General features: G+C 73.6%; 14 protein-coding genes and 1 rRNA gene. 3 read left to right on the top strand and 12 right to left on the bottom strand.

What is annotated here, in order from left to right; translation table 11 throughout:
* Nucleotides 1-284: 284 nt before the first annotated feature.
* Nucleotides 285-1,145, bottom strand: coding sequence for a sulfurtransferase (locus ACFV8T_RS10260; RefSeq protein ID WP_385326282.1), 861 nt, complete (start codon nt 1,143-1,145; stop codon nt 285-287).
* 262 nt (nt 1,146-1,407) lie between these two features.
* Here ACFV8T_RS10260 and ACFV8T_RS10255 point away from each other — a divergent pair, with 262 nt between their 5' ends.
* Nucleotides 1,408-3,033 carry a PucR family transcriptional regulator gene (locus ACFV8T_RS10255; protein WP_385326280.1) on the top strand — a complete coding sequence of 542 codons (1,626 nt, stop codon included), beginning with the start codon at nt 1,408-1,410 and terminating at the stop codon, nt 3,031-3,033.
* Nucleotides 3,034-3,054: 21 nt separating this feature from the next.
* Here ACFV8T_RS10255 and ACFV8T_RS10250 read toward each other — a convergent pair whose 3' ends face one another.
* From ACFV8T_RS10250 to ACFV8T_RS10225, 6 genes are all read right to left on the bottom strand, one after another.
* The gene (locus ACFV8T_RS10250; RefSeq protein ID WP_385326279.1) at nt 3,055-4,149 is read right to left on the bottom strand and encodes a glycosyltransferase family 4 protein; all 1,095 of its coding nucleotides are present in this window, start codon (nt 4,147-4,149) and stop codon (nt 3,055-3,057) included.
* 187 nt (nt 4,150-4,336) lie between these two features.
* Complete coding sequence (locus tag ACFV8T_RS10245; protein WP_385326278.1) at nt 4,337-5,101, bottom strand: hypothetical protein; 765 nt, start codon at nt 5,099-5,101, stop codon at nt 4,337-4,339.
* 76 nt (nt 5,102-5,177) lie between these two features.
* Nucleotides 5,178-6,905, bottom strand: coding sequence for a DNA repair protein RecN (recN, locus tag ACFV8T_RS10240; RefSeq protein ID WP_385326797.1), 1,728 nt, complete (start codon nt 6,903-6,905; stop codon nt 5,178-5,180).
* Nucleotides 6,906-7,029: 124 nt separating this feature from the next.
* Complete coding sequence (locus ACFV8T_RS10235) at nt 7,030-7,935, bottom strand: NAD kinase (protein ID WP_072484231.1); 906 nt, start codon at nt 7,933-7,935, stop codon at nt 7,030-7,032.
* The gene (locus tag ACFV8T_RS10230; RefSeq protein ID WP_385326276.1) at nt 7,932-8,747 is read right to left on the bottom strand and encodes a TlyA family RNA methyltransferase; all 816 of its coding nucleotides are present in this window, start codon (nt 8,745-8,747) and stop codon (nt 7,932-7,934) included. Before ACFV8T_RS10230 ends, ACFV8T_RS10235 begins: the two co-directional genes overlap by 4 nt.
* A gap of 7 nt (nt 8,748-8,754) precedes the next feature.
* On the bottom strand, nt 8,755-9,093 hold the full coding sequence (locus ACFV8T_RS10225) for a hypothetical protein (RefSeq protein ID WP_385326274.1): 339 nt from the start codon (nt 9,091-9,093) through the stop codon (nt 8,755-8,757).
* A gap of 43 nt (nt 9,094-9,136) precedes the next feature.
* Here ACFV8T_RS10225 and ACFV8T_RS10220 point away from each other — a divergent pair, with 43 nt between their 5' ends.
* The gene (locus ACFV8T_RS10220) at nt 9,137-9,484 is read left to right on the top strand and encodes an SCP2 sterol-binding domain-containing protein (RefSeq protein ID WP_385326273.1); all 348 of its coding nucleotides are present in this window, start codon (nt 9,137-9,139) and stop codon (nt 9,482-9,484) included.
* A 33-nt stretch (nt 9,485-9,517) separates the two neighbouring features.
* Here ACFV8T_RS10220 and ACFV8T_RS10215 read toward each other — a convergent pair whose 3' ends face one another.
* Together ACFV8T_RS10215 and ACFV8T_RS10210 are read right to left on the bottom strand one after the other, a co-directional pair.
* The gene (locus tag ACFV8T_RS10215) at nt 9,518-10,372 is read right to left on the bottom strand and encodes an ABC transporter ATP-binding protein (protein ID WP_385326272.1); all 855 of its coding nucleotides are present in this window, start codon (nt 10,370-10,372) and stop codon (nt 9,518-9,520) included.
* Nucleotides 10,373-10,484: 112 nt separating this feature from the next.
* Nucleotides 10,485-11,513, bottom strand: coding sequence for an HAD hydrolase-like protein (locus ACFV8T_RS10210; protein WP_385326270.1), 1,029 nt, complete (start codon nt 11,511-11,513; stop codon nt 10,485-10,487).
* 71 nt (nt 11,514-11,584) lie between these two features.
* Here ACFV8T_RS10210 and ACFV8T_RS10205 point away from each other — a divergent pair, with 71 nt between their 5' ends.
* Nucleotides 11,585-12,868 (top strand): DUF1015 domain-containing protein, encoded by a 1,284-nt coding sequence (locus ACFV8T_RS10205; protein WP_385326268.1) that lies wholly within the window; start codon nt 11,585-11,587, stop codon nt 12,866-12,868.
* 56 nt (nt 12,869-12,924) lie between these two features.
* On the opposite strand, the gene ACFV8T_RS10200 is transcribed toward ACFV8T_RS10205, so the two are convergent.
* From ACFV8T_RS10200 to rrf, 3 genes are all read right to left on the bottom strand, one after another.
* On the bottom strand, nt 12,925-13,617 hold the full coding sequence (locus ACFV8T_RS10200) for a tetratricopeptide repeat protein (RefSeq protein ID WP_385326267.1): 693 nt from the start codon (nt 13,615-13,617) through the stop codon (nt 12,925-12,927).
* Nucleotides 13,617-14,501 (bottom strand): hypothetical protein, encoded by an 885-nt coding sequence (locus ACFV8T_RS10195; RefSeq protein WP_385326265.1) that lies wholly within the window; start codon nt 14,499-14,501, stop codon nt 13,617-13,619. Before ACFV8T_RS10195 ends, ACFV8T_RS10200 begins: the two co-directional genes overlap by 1 nt.
* 266 nt (nt 14,502-14,767) lie before the next feature.
* Nucleotides 14,768-14,862: ribosomal RNA gene (gene rrf / locus ACFV8T_RS10190) — 5S ribosomal RNA — on the bottom strand; the annotation flags it as partial.

The raw sequence follows: 14,862 nt of genomic DNA, 5'->3' as shown, positions 1-14,862 counted from the left end.
CGTCCCAGTAAGGGGGGGGGGCTGTGGTCTGCCGAGCCGGTGTCTCGTCCCCCTCCGCTGGTTTTTCCCCCCCCCCCCCCCCCCCCCCCCCCCCCCCGCCACCCGAGTGGCGGCCGGGGTCCGGCCGACGGCCGGCCGGACGACCGGTCCTCAGCCCGCGGTCCCGGATTTGATGAGCGGCACGTCCCGCGTGGGCTCCCGGAACCCGACGCCGTAGTACAGTCCGCGCGCCTGGGGATGCCCCGGCGCACCCAGGCAGGCGACCGTCCGGTCGGCTGCGGGACCTACGCCCCGGTCACGACGGGCAGCTCCGACGGCAGCCCCCACTCGCTCCAGGACCCGTCGTACACGGCCTGCCCGCGGTACCCCGCCAGCTCGGCCCCCAGCGCCAGGACGCACGCGGTGACACCCGATCCGCAGCTGAGGACCAGTCGCCCGCGCTCGCCCGCGAGAGCGGCGAACACGGCGCGCAGCTCATCCGCCGGGCGCATCCGCCCGTCGCGCTGGATCTCGCCGAAGGGCAGGTTGACCGCCCCCGGCATATGTCCGCCGCGCAGCCCCGGCCGGGGTTCGGCGACGGCTCCGGTGAACCGGTCCCGGGCACGGGCGTCGAGGACCGCCGCGGCGGGGTCGGCCAGGGCCGCCGCCACCTCCTCGCTGCCGACGAACATCCCCGCGCGCGGCCGAGCGGTGAAGTCACCGGGTGTCGCGGCGGGCGCGGGCCGGGCGTTCTCCAGCGGCAGCCCGGCGCCGGCCCAGGCGGGCAGGCCGCCGTCGAGCACCGCGACCCGGTCGAAGCCCATCGCCCGCAGCATCCACCAGGCCCGCGCGCTGGAGTAGATGCCCGCGCCGTCGTACACGACGACGGTGTCGGAGTCGTTCACGCCGAGAGAGCGCAGCTCATCGGTGAACCGGCCCGCGTCGGGCATCGTGTGCGGCAGCGGTCCGGAGTGGTCGGACAGCGCCCCGTCGATGTCGAAGGCCCGCGCTCCGGGGATCCGCCGCTCGATGCCCCGGTGCGCGCCGACCGAGGCGTCGAGGACCGACAGTCCCGGCCGGCCGAGCCGCCGCGCCAGCCAGTCGGCCCCGACCAGCGGGCCGGGAGGCTCCTGACTGCTTGCGTACGTCGGTACGTCGTCGCCCACGGCTGCTCCTGGTCCGGGTCCGGATGTGAGGGCCGCTCGGCCCCGGCCGCGCGGCGTCCACAAGATCGCAGCGGCGCTCGTCCCGTGTCAACAGCCCTTCGAGGTCCCCGGACCGTCGAGCGGCCCTGACCGGCGCCGCCTCCCCGGGGCGCGGGCTCCCCCCGTCGGCTCCCCCGACGACGCCTCGGGCGCCCGGGGCCGGTACCTTCCTGAATCAGGGTGATCGCCCGTCCGACCCGAGTGAAGCGCGAGGCCAGAGCCAGTGGAGACCCAAGGCGGAATCACCGTGCAGCGAGCCCTGGAGCTGCCGGGGCTGCGCGGCGGGCTCCCGGAGGTGGTGGCCGGCGCGGACCGGCTGAACCGTACGGTGCGATGGGTGCACGCGGGCGAGGTTCCCAACATCGCCTCGCTGCTCAAGGGCGGTGAACTGCTGCTCACCACCGGTCTCGGGCTCGGCACCCGCCCCGCCGAGCAGCGCGCCTTCGTCCGCAGGCTCGCCGACCGCCAGATCGCCGCCCTGGTGGTGGAGCTCGGCCCGCGCTTCAGCAGGCTGCCGGCGTCGATAGTGGACGCCGCCCGCACCGCGGGTCTGCCACTGGTGCAGCTGCACCGCGAGGTGCCGTTCGTGACGGTGACCGAGGAGATCCACACCGAGATCGTCAACGGTCACTACGCGCTGCTGCGGCAGGCCGAGGACGTGCACCGACGCTGCACGGAGGCGCTCCTCGGCGGCGGCGGGGTGCCCCAGGTGCTCGGCATCCTGGCGGACTTCACGGCCAACCCGGTCTTCCTGGAGACGGCGGACGGCCAGCTGCTGTACGCGGCGGGCCCCGGATCCGGCCCGGTCTCCGCCGATCCGCTCCAGGTGTGGGACGGGATGCGCGGCGACCGGGCGGCCCGTGAGACACCGCCCACCGGTTCGGTGCTGGTGGATGTGCCGGGCGGCGGACCCGGCACCGGTTCGGTACGGGCCAGGCTGGTGCTGCTGGCCGTGTCCGGGCCGCTGGTCACCGTGCACCGGATGGCGGCGGAGCGGGCGGCGGGGATTCTCGCCGTCGTGCTGATGCAGGCCCGCCAGGAGGAGGAGCTCGCGGCCCGTGGCCGGGGCGACTTCCTGACCGATCTCGCCGAGGGCCGGATCGCGCCGGAGGACGCGCCCGCGCAGGCCCGCGTGCTGGGCTTCAAGCCGGCCGACATGCCGCTGCTGCCGGTCGTGATGCGGCTGGCCCCCGAGCTTTCGGTGTCCGGGAACTGGGCGTTGCTGGCGCGCGCGGTGCTGGAGGAGCTCTCGTCGGTGGGTGTGCCGGTGCTGCTGGGCGTGCGGCCCGTGGAGGGCCGGGTACCGGTGCTCCTCGGACTGCGGTCCGAGACGGAGCGCACGGCGGTCGCGGACCGGGTCGCGGCGGCGCTGCGGGCCGGTGTGGAGCGGGCCGGGCTGGAGCGGGCCGGATCGCATCCGCCGGTCGTGGTGGTGGGCGTGGCGGGCGGCTGGGCGACGGCCGGCGCGGGGCTGCGGCACGCCGCCGAGACGGCGACGGCCGCGCACGGTCTCAGCGACCGCCCCTGGTACGACGCCCGGCGGCTCGACATCGACCTGCTGCTGTGGCGGCTGCGGGACCACCCGGACCTGGCGGCGTTCGTGGACCGGGCGATCGGCCCGCTGCGCGATCACGACCGCACCTCGCGCCCGGTGCTGCTGCCGACGCTGGAGACGTATCTGGCCCACGCGGGCCGCAAGGCGGAGACGGCGCGGGAGCTGCATCTGAACCGTCAGACGCTGTACAACCGGCTGGCCCGGATCGGCGAACTGCTCGGCACCGACCTGGATGACCCCCAGGCGGTGCTGGCGCTGAGCCTGGCTCTCCGGGCCCGCCGCCACACCTCCTGAGGGGTTTCCCGGTCGAGCGGTTCACCGCATCCGTGCCGCCAACGGCTGGGTCAATTCGTCGTACACACTGAGCACTTGGGCGATCGTGTCGTCCTCGGTCGGCCAACTCTCGGCCTGCGCGAGCCCGGCGGCCGCCATTTCCTCGCGCCGCCGCGGATCCCCGAGCAGCCGGGCCACCACCCGCGCGAGCGCCTCCGCGTTCCCGTTCGGCACGAGTTCCGCCGCGTCCCCCACGAGTTCGGGCACCCCGCCGACCGCGGTGGCGACCAGCGGGACGCCGAGCCGCAACGCTTCCTGGGCCAGTACCGAACGCGCCTCCCAACTGCTGGACAGCACGGCCAGATCCGCCGCGGCGAGCAGTTCGGCGCGGTCGTCGCGGCTCCCGACGAGCCGGACGGGCAGTTCCTCGTTCCTGATCCGGCGCTGCAGGGCGGACCGCTCCCGCCCCTCGCCCACGAGGAGCAGGAGCGGTGCCGGGTCGAGGTCCCGCCACAGCCGCGAGGCGTCGAGCAGTGTGCCGTATCCGTGATGCGGTACGAGGCTCCCGCAGGAGATGATCAACGGCCGTTCCACCAGCCCCAGTTCGGCCCGCGCCTTGCCCGCGTGGGCGGCGGCGGGCAGGCGGGGCACGGGGGCGGAGACCGGCGCGAGTCGCGCGTCGCGCGCTCCTCGGCGCCGCGCCCGGTCGACCAGGTCCGATGTGGTGCCGAGCACAACTGCCGCCGCACGGGCGGCCCTTCGCTCCATCAGCCGGATCAGCCGGCTGCGGGCCCCTTCGGCGTGGGCGCGGGCGTGCCAGGTGACGACCAGCGGAACGCGCCGGCCGCCGAGCGCGAGGGCGGCGCGCACGGCGGCGTGCGATCCGTGCGCGTGGACGACGTCCGCCGTCAGGCAGGCGGTGCGCAGGGCGGCGACGGAGGCCGGATCGCTGCGCCGCGGCACGGGCGCGAAACGGGCGCCCGTGCCGGAGTAGTCGTAGGCGTGGTCCAGTTCTGCCGGGGCGCAGACGGTGACGTGCACGCCTCTCGCCACCAGTCCCGCGGCCAGCGAGCCGACGTGGGCACTGCTGCCCGCGCTGCCGCCGCCCAGGACTTGGACCGTACGCAACTGTGACACGTTGAATGGCTCCCGGGGTTCCCGAGTCGGCGGTGATTGCACCGTCAAGGATGCCAGTCCGTACGCACGTTCCGGCACAGTCGGGCCGTCGTTGCGGCCCGTACAGCAACAACCGGACACGGCCTACCACTCGCACGGGTGAGGAACCGGCGCGTTGTTGTCCGGCCCGACCCCGCGGCTTCCTCCGTCAGCGCTCCGACAGCACCCGGGCCAGTCGGCTGATCCGGTCCCCGTACACCGCCGCCGCGACCAGTGCGGCGGCATGCGCGACGAGTCCGGCCCGGCCGCGGCCCGCGACGATCGCGACACCGAGTGCGGCCCCCAGGGCATGGACCCCGGTGTCCCCGAGCATGGTCCGCTCCCCCAGGTCGTCGGCGACGAGCGCGGCCACGGCACCCATCGGCGCGGCGGCGAGCCCGCCCTGCGGCAGGCCGGGGGCGCCGAGGGCCAGCACGGTGGCGGCGGCCACCGCGGGCCGCACGTCCGTCAGATTGACGAGATGGGCGGTTCCGGCGATCACGACCGCGGCGAGCACCCGGTCGACGGGCCGCTCCTTGAGCAGCGTGCCGGCCGCGAGCCCGGCGGCCCCGATCCCGAGAAGCTTCACCGCGCCGCTGGTCACCTCGCCGTCCCGCAGCGCACCCAGATGGGCCCGGAACCCGCGGCGGGGATCGTCCGCACCGACGAGGTCGTCGTACGCGCCGCAGCCGCCGGCCGCCAGTACGGCGAGCGTGGCGGCGCACCGGGTACGGGCCGGCAGCGGGAGGACGACCGCTCCGGCCGCGGTACCGAGGACGGCGGCCGGACCCGCGTACAGATCGACGGTACGGCCCGCATAGTTGGTGCGCTGCCGGTCGGGGCGCGGCCTGGCCCGCAGCGCCCGGTACACACCTCCCGCGACGGCGGCGGCGACGGCACCGGACATCACGGACCTGCGCAATGCTGCTCCCATGCGCGCCAGGCTACGCAGCGGCCCGCCGGGGCCGCCCGGCGGGCCGTTCCCGTGGCCGGGCCGGAGCCCGCGCCCGCTACCCGTCCGACCGCGCCGCAGCCAGCAGTTCCTCCGCGTGGGCCCGTGCCGTCCGGGAGTCCTCCTGGCCCGCGAGCATCCGGGACAGCTCCCGCACCCGGTCCTCACCCTCCAGGACCGTGACCCCACTGCTGGTCACCGACCCGTCGACGGTCTTCTCGACCAGCAGCTGCCGGTCCGCGAAGGCCGCCACCTGCGGCAGGTGTGTGACGACGACGACCTGGGCGGACCTGGCGAGCTTCGCGAGCCGCCGCCCGACCTCGACCGCGGCCTTGCCGCCGACGCCCGCGTCGACCTCGTCGAAGAGGTACGTGGGTACGGGGTCGGCGCCCGCGAAGACCACCTCGACGGCGAGCATCACCCGGGACAGCTCACCGCCCGAGGCCCCCTTGGCGATCGGCCGCGGCTGGGCGCCGGGGTGCGGGGCCAGCAGCAGCTCGACCTCGTCGGCGCCGGACGGCCCGTAGACCACGCTCCGCCCGTCGATCTCGATGCCGGACGCCTCGTCGGCCGCCTCGGTCTGCCGGATGTCGAAGGAGACCCGCGCGTGCGGCATGGCCAGCGAGGCCAGCTCCGCGGTCACCGCTTCGGCGAAGAGCGCGGCCGCCCGGTTGCGCGCGTCGGTCAACGCCTGGCCGAGGACGGAGAGTTCGGCCCGCAGCGCGTCGCGTTCGACCGTCAGCTCGCCGATCCGGTCGTCGTCGCCCTCCAGCTCGGTGAGCCGGGCGGCGCCCTCCTGGGCCCAGGCGAGCACGGCGCCGATGTTCTCGCCGTACTTCCGGGTGAGCGCGGTGAGCGCGGCGCGCCGCTCCTCCACCGCGGCGAGCCGCAGCGGGTCGGCGTCCAACTGGTCGGCGTACCCGGCCAGTTCGCCCGCCACGTCGGAGAGCAGGATCGAGATCTCGCCGATCCGGTCGGCGAGCGCCGCCAGTGCCGGATCGTGGGCGCGCACGGCGTCCAGGGACCGTCCGGCGGCCGCCACCACGGTCGTCGCGTCGACGCCCTCAGGGTCCTCCGGATTGCCCGCGAGCGCGGTGTGCGCGAGGGCCGCGGCGGAGGCCAGCGCCTCCGCGTGACCGAGCCGCTCGGCCTCGGCGGCGAGGTCGGCGTCCTCACCGGCCAGGGGTTCGACCGCGGCGATCTCGCCCAGCCCGAAGCGCAGCAGATCGGCTTCCTGGGCGCGTTCACGGGCCCGCGTCGTCAGCTCGTCGAGCTCGGTGACGACGGCCCGCAGCCGCCGGTGGGCCGTCGCGTACTCGGCGTGCGGCACGGCGACGCCGTCGCCCGCGTAGCGGTCGAGCGCCTGCCGCTGCCGGGCGGGCTTGAGCAGCCCCTGCTGGTCGGTCTGGCCGTGCACGGCGACGAGTTCGTCGGCGAGTTCGGCGAGCACCCCGACGGGCACGGACCGGCCGCCGAGATGCGCCCGGGAGCGCCCCTCCGCGGAGACGGTACGGCTGATCAGCAGCGCGCCGTCCTCGATCTCGGCCCCGGCCTCCTCCGCCCGCAGGGCGACGGTGTCGCCGTCGGACACCGTGATCCGCCCCTCGACGACGGCGGCCTTGGACCCGATCCGTACCAGGGCGGGGTCGGCGCGCCCGCCGAGCAGCAGCCCGAGGCTGGTGACGACCATGGTCTTGCCCGCGCCGGTCTCACCCGTCACCGCGGTGAAACCGGGTGACAGCTCCACCACCGCGTCGTCGATGACTCCGAGCGACCGTATCCGCATCTCCTCCAACACGGACACGACCTTACGAGGTCCTGACCCCGATGTGCGACGGACCCCGCCCCCGGGGCCACTCTCCCGGGTATGCGCACAGCATTCGCAACACCTCCGGGGGAATGTCCGCCGGTCAGTGCGGTGCGCCCCGCCACCCCGAGACGGGCAGGGCGAATTTCGCGACCAGCCGGTCCGTGAACGAGGCGTGGTGCAGCCGCGCCAGCCGTACGGGCACCGCGCCGCGCCGCACCTCGACCCGGGCTCCCGCGGGCAGTTCCACGGTCCTGCGCCCGTCGCACCACAGCACCCCGTGCGGGGTGTGCTGCTGGACCTCGACGGCGAGCACGGACGTCGGGGAGGTCACCAGCGGTTTGGCGAACAGCGCGTGGGCGCTGATCGGCACCATCAGCAGCGCCTCGACCTCGGGCCAGACGACGGGACCGCCCGCCGAGAAGGCGTAGGCGGTCGATCCGGTCGGGGTCGCGCAGACGATCCCGTCGCAGCCGAAGCCGGTCACGGGACGGCCGTCGATCTCCAGGACGACCTCCAGCATCCGCTCGGGCGACACCTTCTGCACGGCCGCTTCGTTGAGCGCCCAGTCGGTGTGGACGATGTCGCCGTTGCTGTGCACGAGGACGTCGAGCGTCATGCGTTCCTCGACCTGGTAGGCCCGGGTGACGACCCGGTCGACGACCTTGTCCAGGTCGTCCCGTTCGGCCTCGGCGAGAAAACCGACCCGGCCGAGGTTGACGCCGAGCATCGGCACCCCGGAGGCGCGGGAGAACTCGGCGCCGCGCAGCAGCGTCCCGTCCCCGCCGAGCACGATCAGCAGTTCACAGCCGTCCACGGCCTTGGGCGTGGTGTCCGTGACCGTCTCGACGGACGGCGGCAGCGGCAGATCGGCCGCCTCGGTGGCCAGCACCCGGACGCCGAGGCCGCTGCGCAGCAACCCCTGTACGACCAGTTCGGCACTGCGGATCGCGGCCGGACGGCCGGTGTGTGCCAGAAGAAAGACAGTTCGTGCCGCATTCGTCGTCAACGAGGCCCCTCCGCCACTGCACGGTCGACATCTGCGGGATCCAGCTCAGGTGCTCCTGCCCGCAGCCAGAGAAAGTACTCGACATTTCCCGCGGGCCCCGGCAGCGGGCTCGCCGTCACCCCCCGTACCCCGAGCCCCAGCGCCCAGGCCCGGCGCGCCACCTCCCGTACCGCTTCGGCCCGCAGCTCGGGGCTGCGCACCACACCGCCGCTGCCCAGCCGCTCCTTGCCGACCTCGAACTGCGGCTTGACCATGAGGACCAGATCCGCGTCGGGGGCGGTGCAGCGCGCCAGGGCGGGCAGGACCAGGCCCAGCGGGATGAACGACAGGTCGCCGACCACCAGGTCCACCGGCTGTCCGTCGATCGCCTCCAGCGTCAGCTCCCGTACGTTGGTACGGTCCTTGACGGTGACGCGCTCATCGGACCGGAGCGACCAGGCGAGCTGGCCGTAGCCGACGTCGACGGCGACGACATGACCGGCGCCGGCCCGCAGGAGCACATCGGTGAAGCCACCGGTCGACGCCCCGGCGTCCAGGGCCCGCCGGCCCTCGACCTCCAGCCCGAGCGGCACGAAGGCGGCAAGGGCGCCCGCGAGCTTGTGCCCGCCGCGCGAGACGTACCCGGGGTCGCTGTCGTCCTCCGTCACGACGACGGCGGCGCTGGTCTCGACCTGGGTGGCGGGTTTGGTCGCGGTGTTCCCGCCGACGGTCACCCGCCCTGCGGCGATCAGCTGACTCGCGTGCTCGCGCGAGCGTGCGAGCTTGCGGTGGACCAGCTCGGCGTCGAGGCGGCGACGTGCCACTCTTGCCACGTTCGGTTCAGCTCCTGTTGTTGTGCGGGGGCATCGGTGCGGGTACCGGTGCGGGTGCGGGCCTGGCGTCCAGCGCGGTCAGCGTTTCGCGCAGCCCGCGGTGTACATCCTCATACACCTCGATGTGTCCGTCCGCCGGGAGGTGGTCCGCATCGGCGAGACGCTCCAGCTCCGCGTCCACCCCGGCGTTGCCGGTGGGGGTGCGTGCGACGCCGAGGGGCGCGGGCGCGGCGGGGTCGGGCGGGGCCCCGGCGGCCGGGGCCGCACCCCCGCCGGACGGGTCCTCCGCCCCGCTCCCGGGCACTGTTCCGGCTGCCGTCCCCGGTTCCGGCATCGAGTCGCTCATGCGGGAAACGCTACCGCGAAGGGCTGCGGTACCGTCGATCACAATGGCGACCATGGCGGAGTGCCGCAGCGCACTCGACAGACTTTCCGACAGCCTCGCGGGGGCCGGCGGCGACGTGCGCAGCGCGGCTGCCCTCGACCGCTCGCTGAGCTGCCACATCAAGGACCTCGACATCACCTTCACCGGCCGGCTGACCGATGGCCGGATCCAGGTCCTGGACACGGTCGAGGGACCGCCCAGCGAGAAGGCCGAGATCCGGCTCGCGATGACCGGCGACGACCTGGTGGCCATGGTGGACGGCGACCTGAATTTCGCCAAGGCATGGGGTTCGGGCCGGGTCCGCCTGGAGGCCGGCTTCCGCGACCTGCTGAGACTCAGGTCGCTGCTGTAGGCGCGACGGACCGGCCTTGCGCCGAGCGCCGCGTCAGCCCCCGGCCGACGCCCCGGCGGACGCCCCGGCGGACGCCTTGCCCCGCGCGCCCGCCCCGTCGCCGCGCGGCTTGCGCGCGGCCGGTACCACCAGCGGGGTCCCGGTCTCCGGATCGTCGATGACCTGGCAGCGCAGCCCGAAGACCCGCTCCACCAGTTCCGCGGTGACGACCTCGCCCGGTGCCCCCTCGGCGATCACCTCGCCCTCCCGCATCGCGATGAGGTGGGTGGCGTACCGCGCGGCGTGGTTCAGATCGTGCAGGACGGCCACCAGGGTGCGCCCCTGCGTCTCGTGCAGCTCCGCGCAGAGATCGAGCACGTCGATCTGGTGCTGGATGTCGAGGTACGTCGTCGGCTCGTCGAGCAGCAACAGCGGCGTCTGCTGGGCGAGCGCCATGGCGATCCAGACACGCTGCCGCTGTCCGCCGGACAATTCGTCGACATACCGATCGGCGAGCGCACCGACTCCGGTCGCCGCCATCGATTCCTCGACAATGCGTTCGTCGTCCGGCGACCACTGGCGCAGCAGCCCCTGGTGCGGGTACCGGCCGCGCCCGACGAGGTCGGCGACGGTGATGCCGTCCGGCGCGATGGAGGACTGCGGCAGCAGCCCCAGCGTCCTGGCGACCTTCTTCGCCGGCATCCCGTGGATCGTCTGCCCGTCCAGGAGCACCCGCCCGCTGTCCGGCTTCAGCATCCGCGAGAGCGCGCGCAACAGGGTCGACTTGCCACAGGCGTTGGGGCCGACGATCACCGTGAACGAATTGTCGGGAATCTCGACCGAGAGATTCTCCGCGATGACCCGCCGGTCGTAGCCGAGGGTCACCGAGTCCGCGGTGAGGCGCTGCATGGTCGTACTCCCGGAGTCGGAGGTGATCGGGTGCGGGACGACGACACGCCGAGCAGGACGAAGTTAGGTTAGCCTACCCTCCTTTTTGCGGTGACTGCCGGGAGCCTCCCCGCTACAGCCCCAGCCTGACGACCGCCTTGCCGGCGTCCAGCCCGCACGAACCGTCCCCGGCGTACGACCAGGCCGCTCCGCAGAGCGCCCGCAGCCCGTCGAGTACGCCCCCGTCCCCCTCCAGCGCCAGCTCGCCCCCGCGCACCGAAGCCGCCCAGCCCCCGCACACGAAGCCGTCGCCGCTCTCGGCCACCTCGGGCTGCCCGGTCAGCAGCCCCCGCAGATCCGCGTCCACATACGTCGGCCGGTGCTTCGGCACGGCGGCCACCAGCTGCGCCGCGTCCGTCACCCCGGTGAGCACCAGCAGGGAGTCCACGCCGCCGTTGAACGCGCCCTCGATGTCCGTGTCCAGCCGGTCACCGACCACCAGCGGACGCTCGGCCCCGGTCCGCAGCACCGTCTCCCGGTGCATCGGCGGCAACGGCTTCCCGGCGACCTGCGGCTCGGCCCCGGTGGCAATCCGGACGACTTCCACCGCCGCACCGTTCCCCGGTGCGATTCCCCGGGCACTCGGAATCGTCAGATCCGTGTTGGACGCGAACCACGGCACCCCGCGCGCGATCGCGTACGCGGCCTCGGCGAACCGCCCCCAGGCCATGTCGGGTCCGCCGTATCCCTGAGCCACCGCCACCGGCTCGTCGTCCGCCGATTCCACCGGCACCAGACCGCGCTCCCGCAGCGCGACCCGCAGCCCCTCGCCGCCCACCACCAGCACCCGGGCCCCGGCGGGCAGCTGGTCGGCCATCAGCCGGGCGACCGCCTGCGCCGAGGTGATCACATCGGCGGGCTCCGCCGGAACGCCGAGTTCGGTCAGGTGCCCGGCCACCGCGGCCGGCGTCCGCAGGGCGTTGTTGGTCACGTACGCCAGGTGCATCCCGCCGTCCCGCGCCGCCCCCAGCGCGTCGACGGCGTGGACGATCGCGTGGCCGCCCGCGTACACCACCCCGTCGAGATCGAGCAGCGCCGTGTCGTACGCCTCGTTCAACGCGGTGCTGCTGCCGCTGGGCCTGGTCCTGCTCGCCTGACTCATTCTTTGCGCTCCTCGTTGCATGCTTCTGTCCCGATCATCGCGCATCCCGGCCGCGCACATACGATGCAGAAATGAAGACATCAGGCCGGGCCGGCCAGGGACTGCGTCTGATCCCGTTCCGTGGACTGCGATACGTCCCCGAGCGGGTCGGCAGTCTTGCCGCGGTGACCTCACCGCCGTACGACGTCGTCGTGCGGCCCGACGGACTGCACCACCTGGAGTCGGCGGACCCGTACAACATCGTCCGGCTGATACTGCCCCAGGCGGACACGGCCGCGGCCCGCCACGAGCAGGCGGCGCAGACCCTGAACCGCTGGCTGGCCGAGGGCGTCCTCGCACCGGACAGCGAGCCCGCTCTGTACGTCTACGAGCAGCGCAACGCCGAGATCCTGCAACGTGGGATCGTCGGGGCCCTGGCGCTCTCCGCCCCCGGGGACGGCATCGTCCTGCCGCACGAGGACGTGATGGCCCATGTCGTCGAGGACCGGGCCGACCTGATGCGCACCACCGCCGCCCACTTCGAACCGCTGCTGCTCACCTACCGCAGCGACGGCGACGGCGACGGCCCGGGAGCGACCGCCGTCATCGAGCGGACCACGGAGCGCCCACCGCTGCTCGCCACCACCACCGAGGACGGCTACCGTCACCGGCTCTGGGCGGTCACCGACCCGGCCGACCGGGCCGAGATCGAGACCGATCTCGCCCACCACCAGGCCCTGATCGCCGACGGCCACCACCGCTGGGCCACCTACCTCCGCCTCCAGCAGGAGCACACCACTCCGGGCCCCTGGGACTTCGGCCTGGTCCTCCTCGTCGACACGGCCCGGTATCCGCTCCGGGTCCGCGCCATACACCGGCTGCTGCACCGTCTCCCGGCCGCCGACGCACTCGCCGCGGTGAAGGGCCTCTTCCGCATCCGCGACCTGGACGAGCCGCTTCCCCGGGCCCTGGACGCACTCGCCGAGGCGGCCGCCGAGGGCAACGCGTTCCTGCTCGCCGGCGACGGCGGCTTCCATCTCATCGACCGCCCCGACCCCGGACTGCTGTCCCGCACGATCCCCGCCGACCGCCCGACCGCCTGGCAGACCCTCGACGCGACGGTCCTGCACGCGGCCCTGCTCGACCACGTCTGGAAGATCCCGGACGCCCCGGAACACATCGCGTACATCCACGACACCGCAGCCGCCGTCGAACAGGCCGAGCGTCACAACGCGACGGCGGTCCTGATGCATCCGGTACGCGAGGAAGTCGTCCGGGACCTCGCCCGGCAGGGCGTCACCATGCCCCGCAAGTCGACCTCCTTCGGCCCCAAGCCGGCCACCGGCCTGGTCCTGCGAAGCCTCGACCTCGACTGACCCGCAGGCAGCAGAAAGGGCGGCACCCCGGGTGGGGTGCCGCCCTTCTTCACGCCTTACGCCTCGGGCGTACGGTCCTTGTCCTGGTCCTCGTCCCCGTCCGTGCGGTTGTCGTCCCCGTCCTCGTCCTCGTCGAGGGCATCGACGAACTCGACACCGTCCATCTCGGCCAGCCGGTCGGACGCATCGGTGGAGCCGTCCTTGTCGGCCTCCAGCGCCTTCCCGAACCACTCACGCGCCTCGTCCTCACGCCCGGCCGCCAACAGTGCGTCGGCGTACGCGTAGCGCAGTCGGGCCGTCCACGGGTGCACGGCGTTCGAGGCGAGCTCGGAGCTCTGCAGCGTGACGATGGCCGCATCGAGCTGCCCCATGTCCCGACGGGCCCCGGCAGCCACCAGACGCATCTCGACCTGCCCGGCCTTGTCGAGCTTCTGCACCTCGGGCTCGCCGGCCATGGCCATCGCCCGCTCGGGCCGCCCGAGCCCGCGCTCGCAGTCGGCCATGACGGGCCACAGCTCCACGGACCCGGTCATCCGCTTGGCGGCCCGGAACTCCGCCAGCGCCTCCGAGTACTTCTGTGTGGCGTACGCGGCAAACCCGGCAGCCTCACGCACCGCAGCGACCCGCGAGGCCAGCCGGAGCGCGATCCGCGAATACGCGTACGCCTGCTCCGGGTCCTCGTCGATCAGCCGGGCCACCATGACGAGGTTGCGCGAGACATCCTCGGCCAGGGTCTTCGGCAGGCTCATCAGCTCCTGCCGCACATCCTTGTCGATCTCGTCACCGGTGACATCCTCGGGAATCGGAAGCCGCTTGATGGGCTCACGGTCCCGGTCGTCCCGCCGCTCGTACCCACCACGGTCGTCGCGCCCGCGGTAGCCACCCCGGCCACCACGGTCGTCCCGCTGCCCGCGGTACCCACCGCCACGGTTGTCGTCGCGCCGGAAGCCGCCGCCGGAACCGCCACCGCGGCTGTCATCGCGACGGAACCCACCGCCGCTGCGGCTGTCGTCGTCACGACGGGGGCCACGCGGCCGGTCATCACGCCGCTCGAACCCGCCCGAAGGACGCCCACCACGATCGTCATCACGACGCGGCCCACGGAGCCCACCACGCTCATCGTCCCGACGCGGCCCACGGTCCCGATCACGGTCCCGGTCGTCCCGACGGAACCCACCACCGGAACCGCCACCACGGCTGTCGTCCCGACGGAACCCACCACCGGAACCGCCACCACGACTGTCGTCCCGACGGAACCCACCACCGGAACCGCCACCACGGCTGTCATCGCGACGGAACCCACCGCCGCTGCGGCTGTCGTCGTCACGACGGGGGCCACGCGGCCGGTCATCACGCCGCTCGAACCCACCCGAAGGACGCCCACCACGATCGTCATCACGACGCGGCCCACGGTCGCGGTCGCGGTCGTCGCGGCGGAAGCCACCACCGGAACCGCCACCACGGTTGTCGTCACGCCGATAGCCACCGCCAGCGCGGTTGTCGTCGCGCCGGAAGCCGCCGCCGGAACCGCCGCCACCACGGTTGTCGTCGCGACGCGGTCCCCGGTCACGGTCGCGGTCGTCGCGGCGGAAGCCACCGCCACCGCTTCCACCCGTGGGCCGGCTGTCGTCACGCCGGTAGCCACCGCGGTCGTTGTCCCTGCGCGGTCCGCCGGAGCGGTCATCGCGACGGCCGCTGAAGCCGCCTCGGTCACCACCGTCCCGGCGACGCGGCTCGCGCTCCGAACGATCGTCGGGAGAGTTGGTGGACATCGGCGTGACTCCTTCATCGGGTACTACAAGACATTCTGGCGCAGCCGGACATCCGACGCGCTTCGGCAAAAACAAAAGGACCCTTGGTCCCAGCGTGAACGCTGGGACCAAGGGTCCTTGAAAGATTGTTCGGCGGCGTCCTACTCTCCCACAGGGTCCCCCCTGCAGTACCATCGGCGCTGAAAGGCTTAGCTTCCGGGTTCGGAATGTAACCGGGCGTTT

The organism is Streptomyces sp. NPDC059832, assembly GCF_042731715.1.
In the GTDB taxonomy this organism is placed as follows: domain Bacteria; phylum Actinomycetota; class Actinomycetes; order Streptomycetales; family Streptomycetaceae; genus Streptomyces.
This window is presented reverse-complemented; position numbering and strand designations above follow the sequence as displayed.

What these genes read in the sequence shown, in the direction of transcription:
- ACFV8T_RS10245 (WP_385326278.1), bottom strand. Translation starts at nt 5,101, where the DNA reads ATGGGAGCAGCATTGCGCAGGTCCGTGATGTCCGGTGCCGTCGCCGCC.
- recN (WP_385326797.1), bottom strand. Translation starts at nt 6,905, where the DNA reads ATGCGGATACGGTCGCTCGGAGTCATCGACGACGCGGTGGTGGAGCTG.
- ACFV8T_RS10225 (WP_385326274.1), bottom strand. Translation starts at nt 9,093, where the DNA reads ATGAGCGACTCGATGCCGGAACCGGGGACGGCAGCCGGAACAGTGCCC.
- ACFV8T_RS10220 (WP_385326273.1), top strand. Translation starts at nt 9,137, where the DNA reads ATGGCGACCATGGCGGAGTGCCGCAGCGCACTCGACAGACTTTCCGAC.
- ACFV8T_RS10215 (WP_385326272.1), bottom strand. Translation starts at nt 10,372, where the DNA reads ATGCAGCGCCTCACCGCGGACTCGGTGACCCTCGGCTACGACCGGCGG.
- ACFV8T_RS10210 (WP_385326270.1), bottom strand. Translation starts at nt 11,513, where the DNA reads ATGAGTCAGGCGAGCAGGACCAGGCCCAGCGGCAGCAGCACCGCGTTG.
- ACFV8T_RS10205 (WP_385326268.1), top strand. Translation starts at nt 11,585, where the DNA reads ATGAAGACATCAGGCCGGGCCGGCCAGGGACTGCGTCTGATCCCGTTC.
- ACFV8T_RS10200 (WP_385326267.1), bottom strand. Translation starts at nt 13,617, where the DNA reads ATGAGCCTGCCGAAGACCCTGGCCGAGGATGTCTCGCGCAACCTCGTC.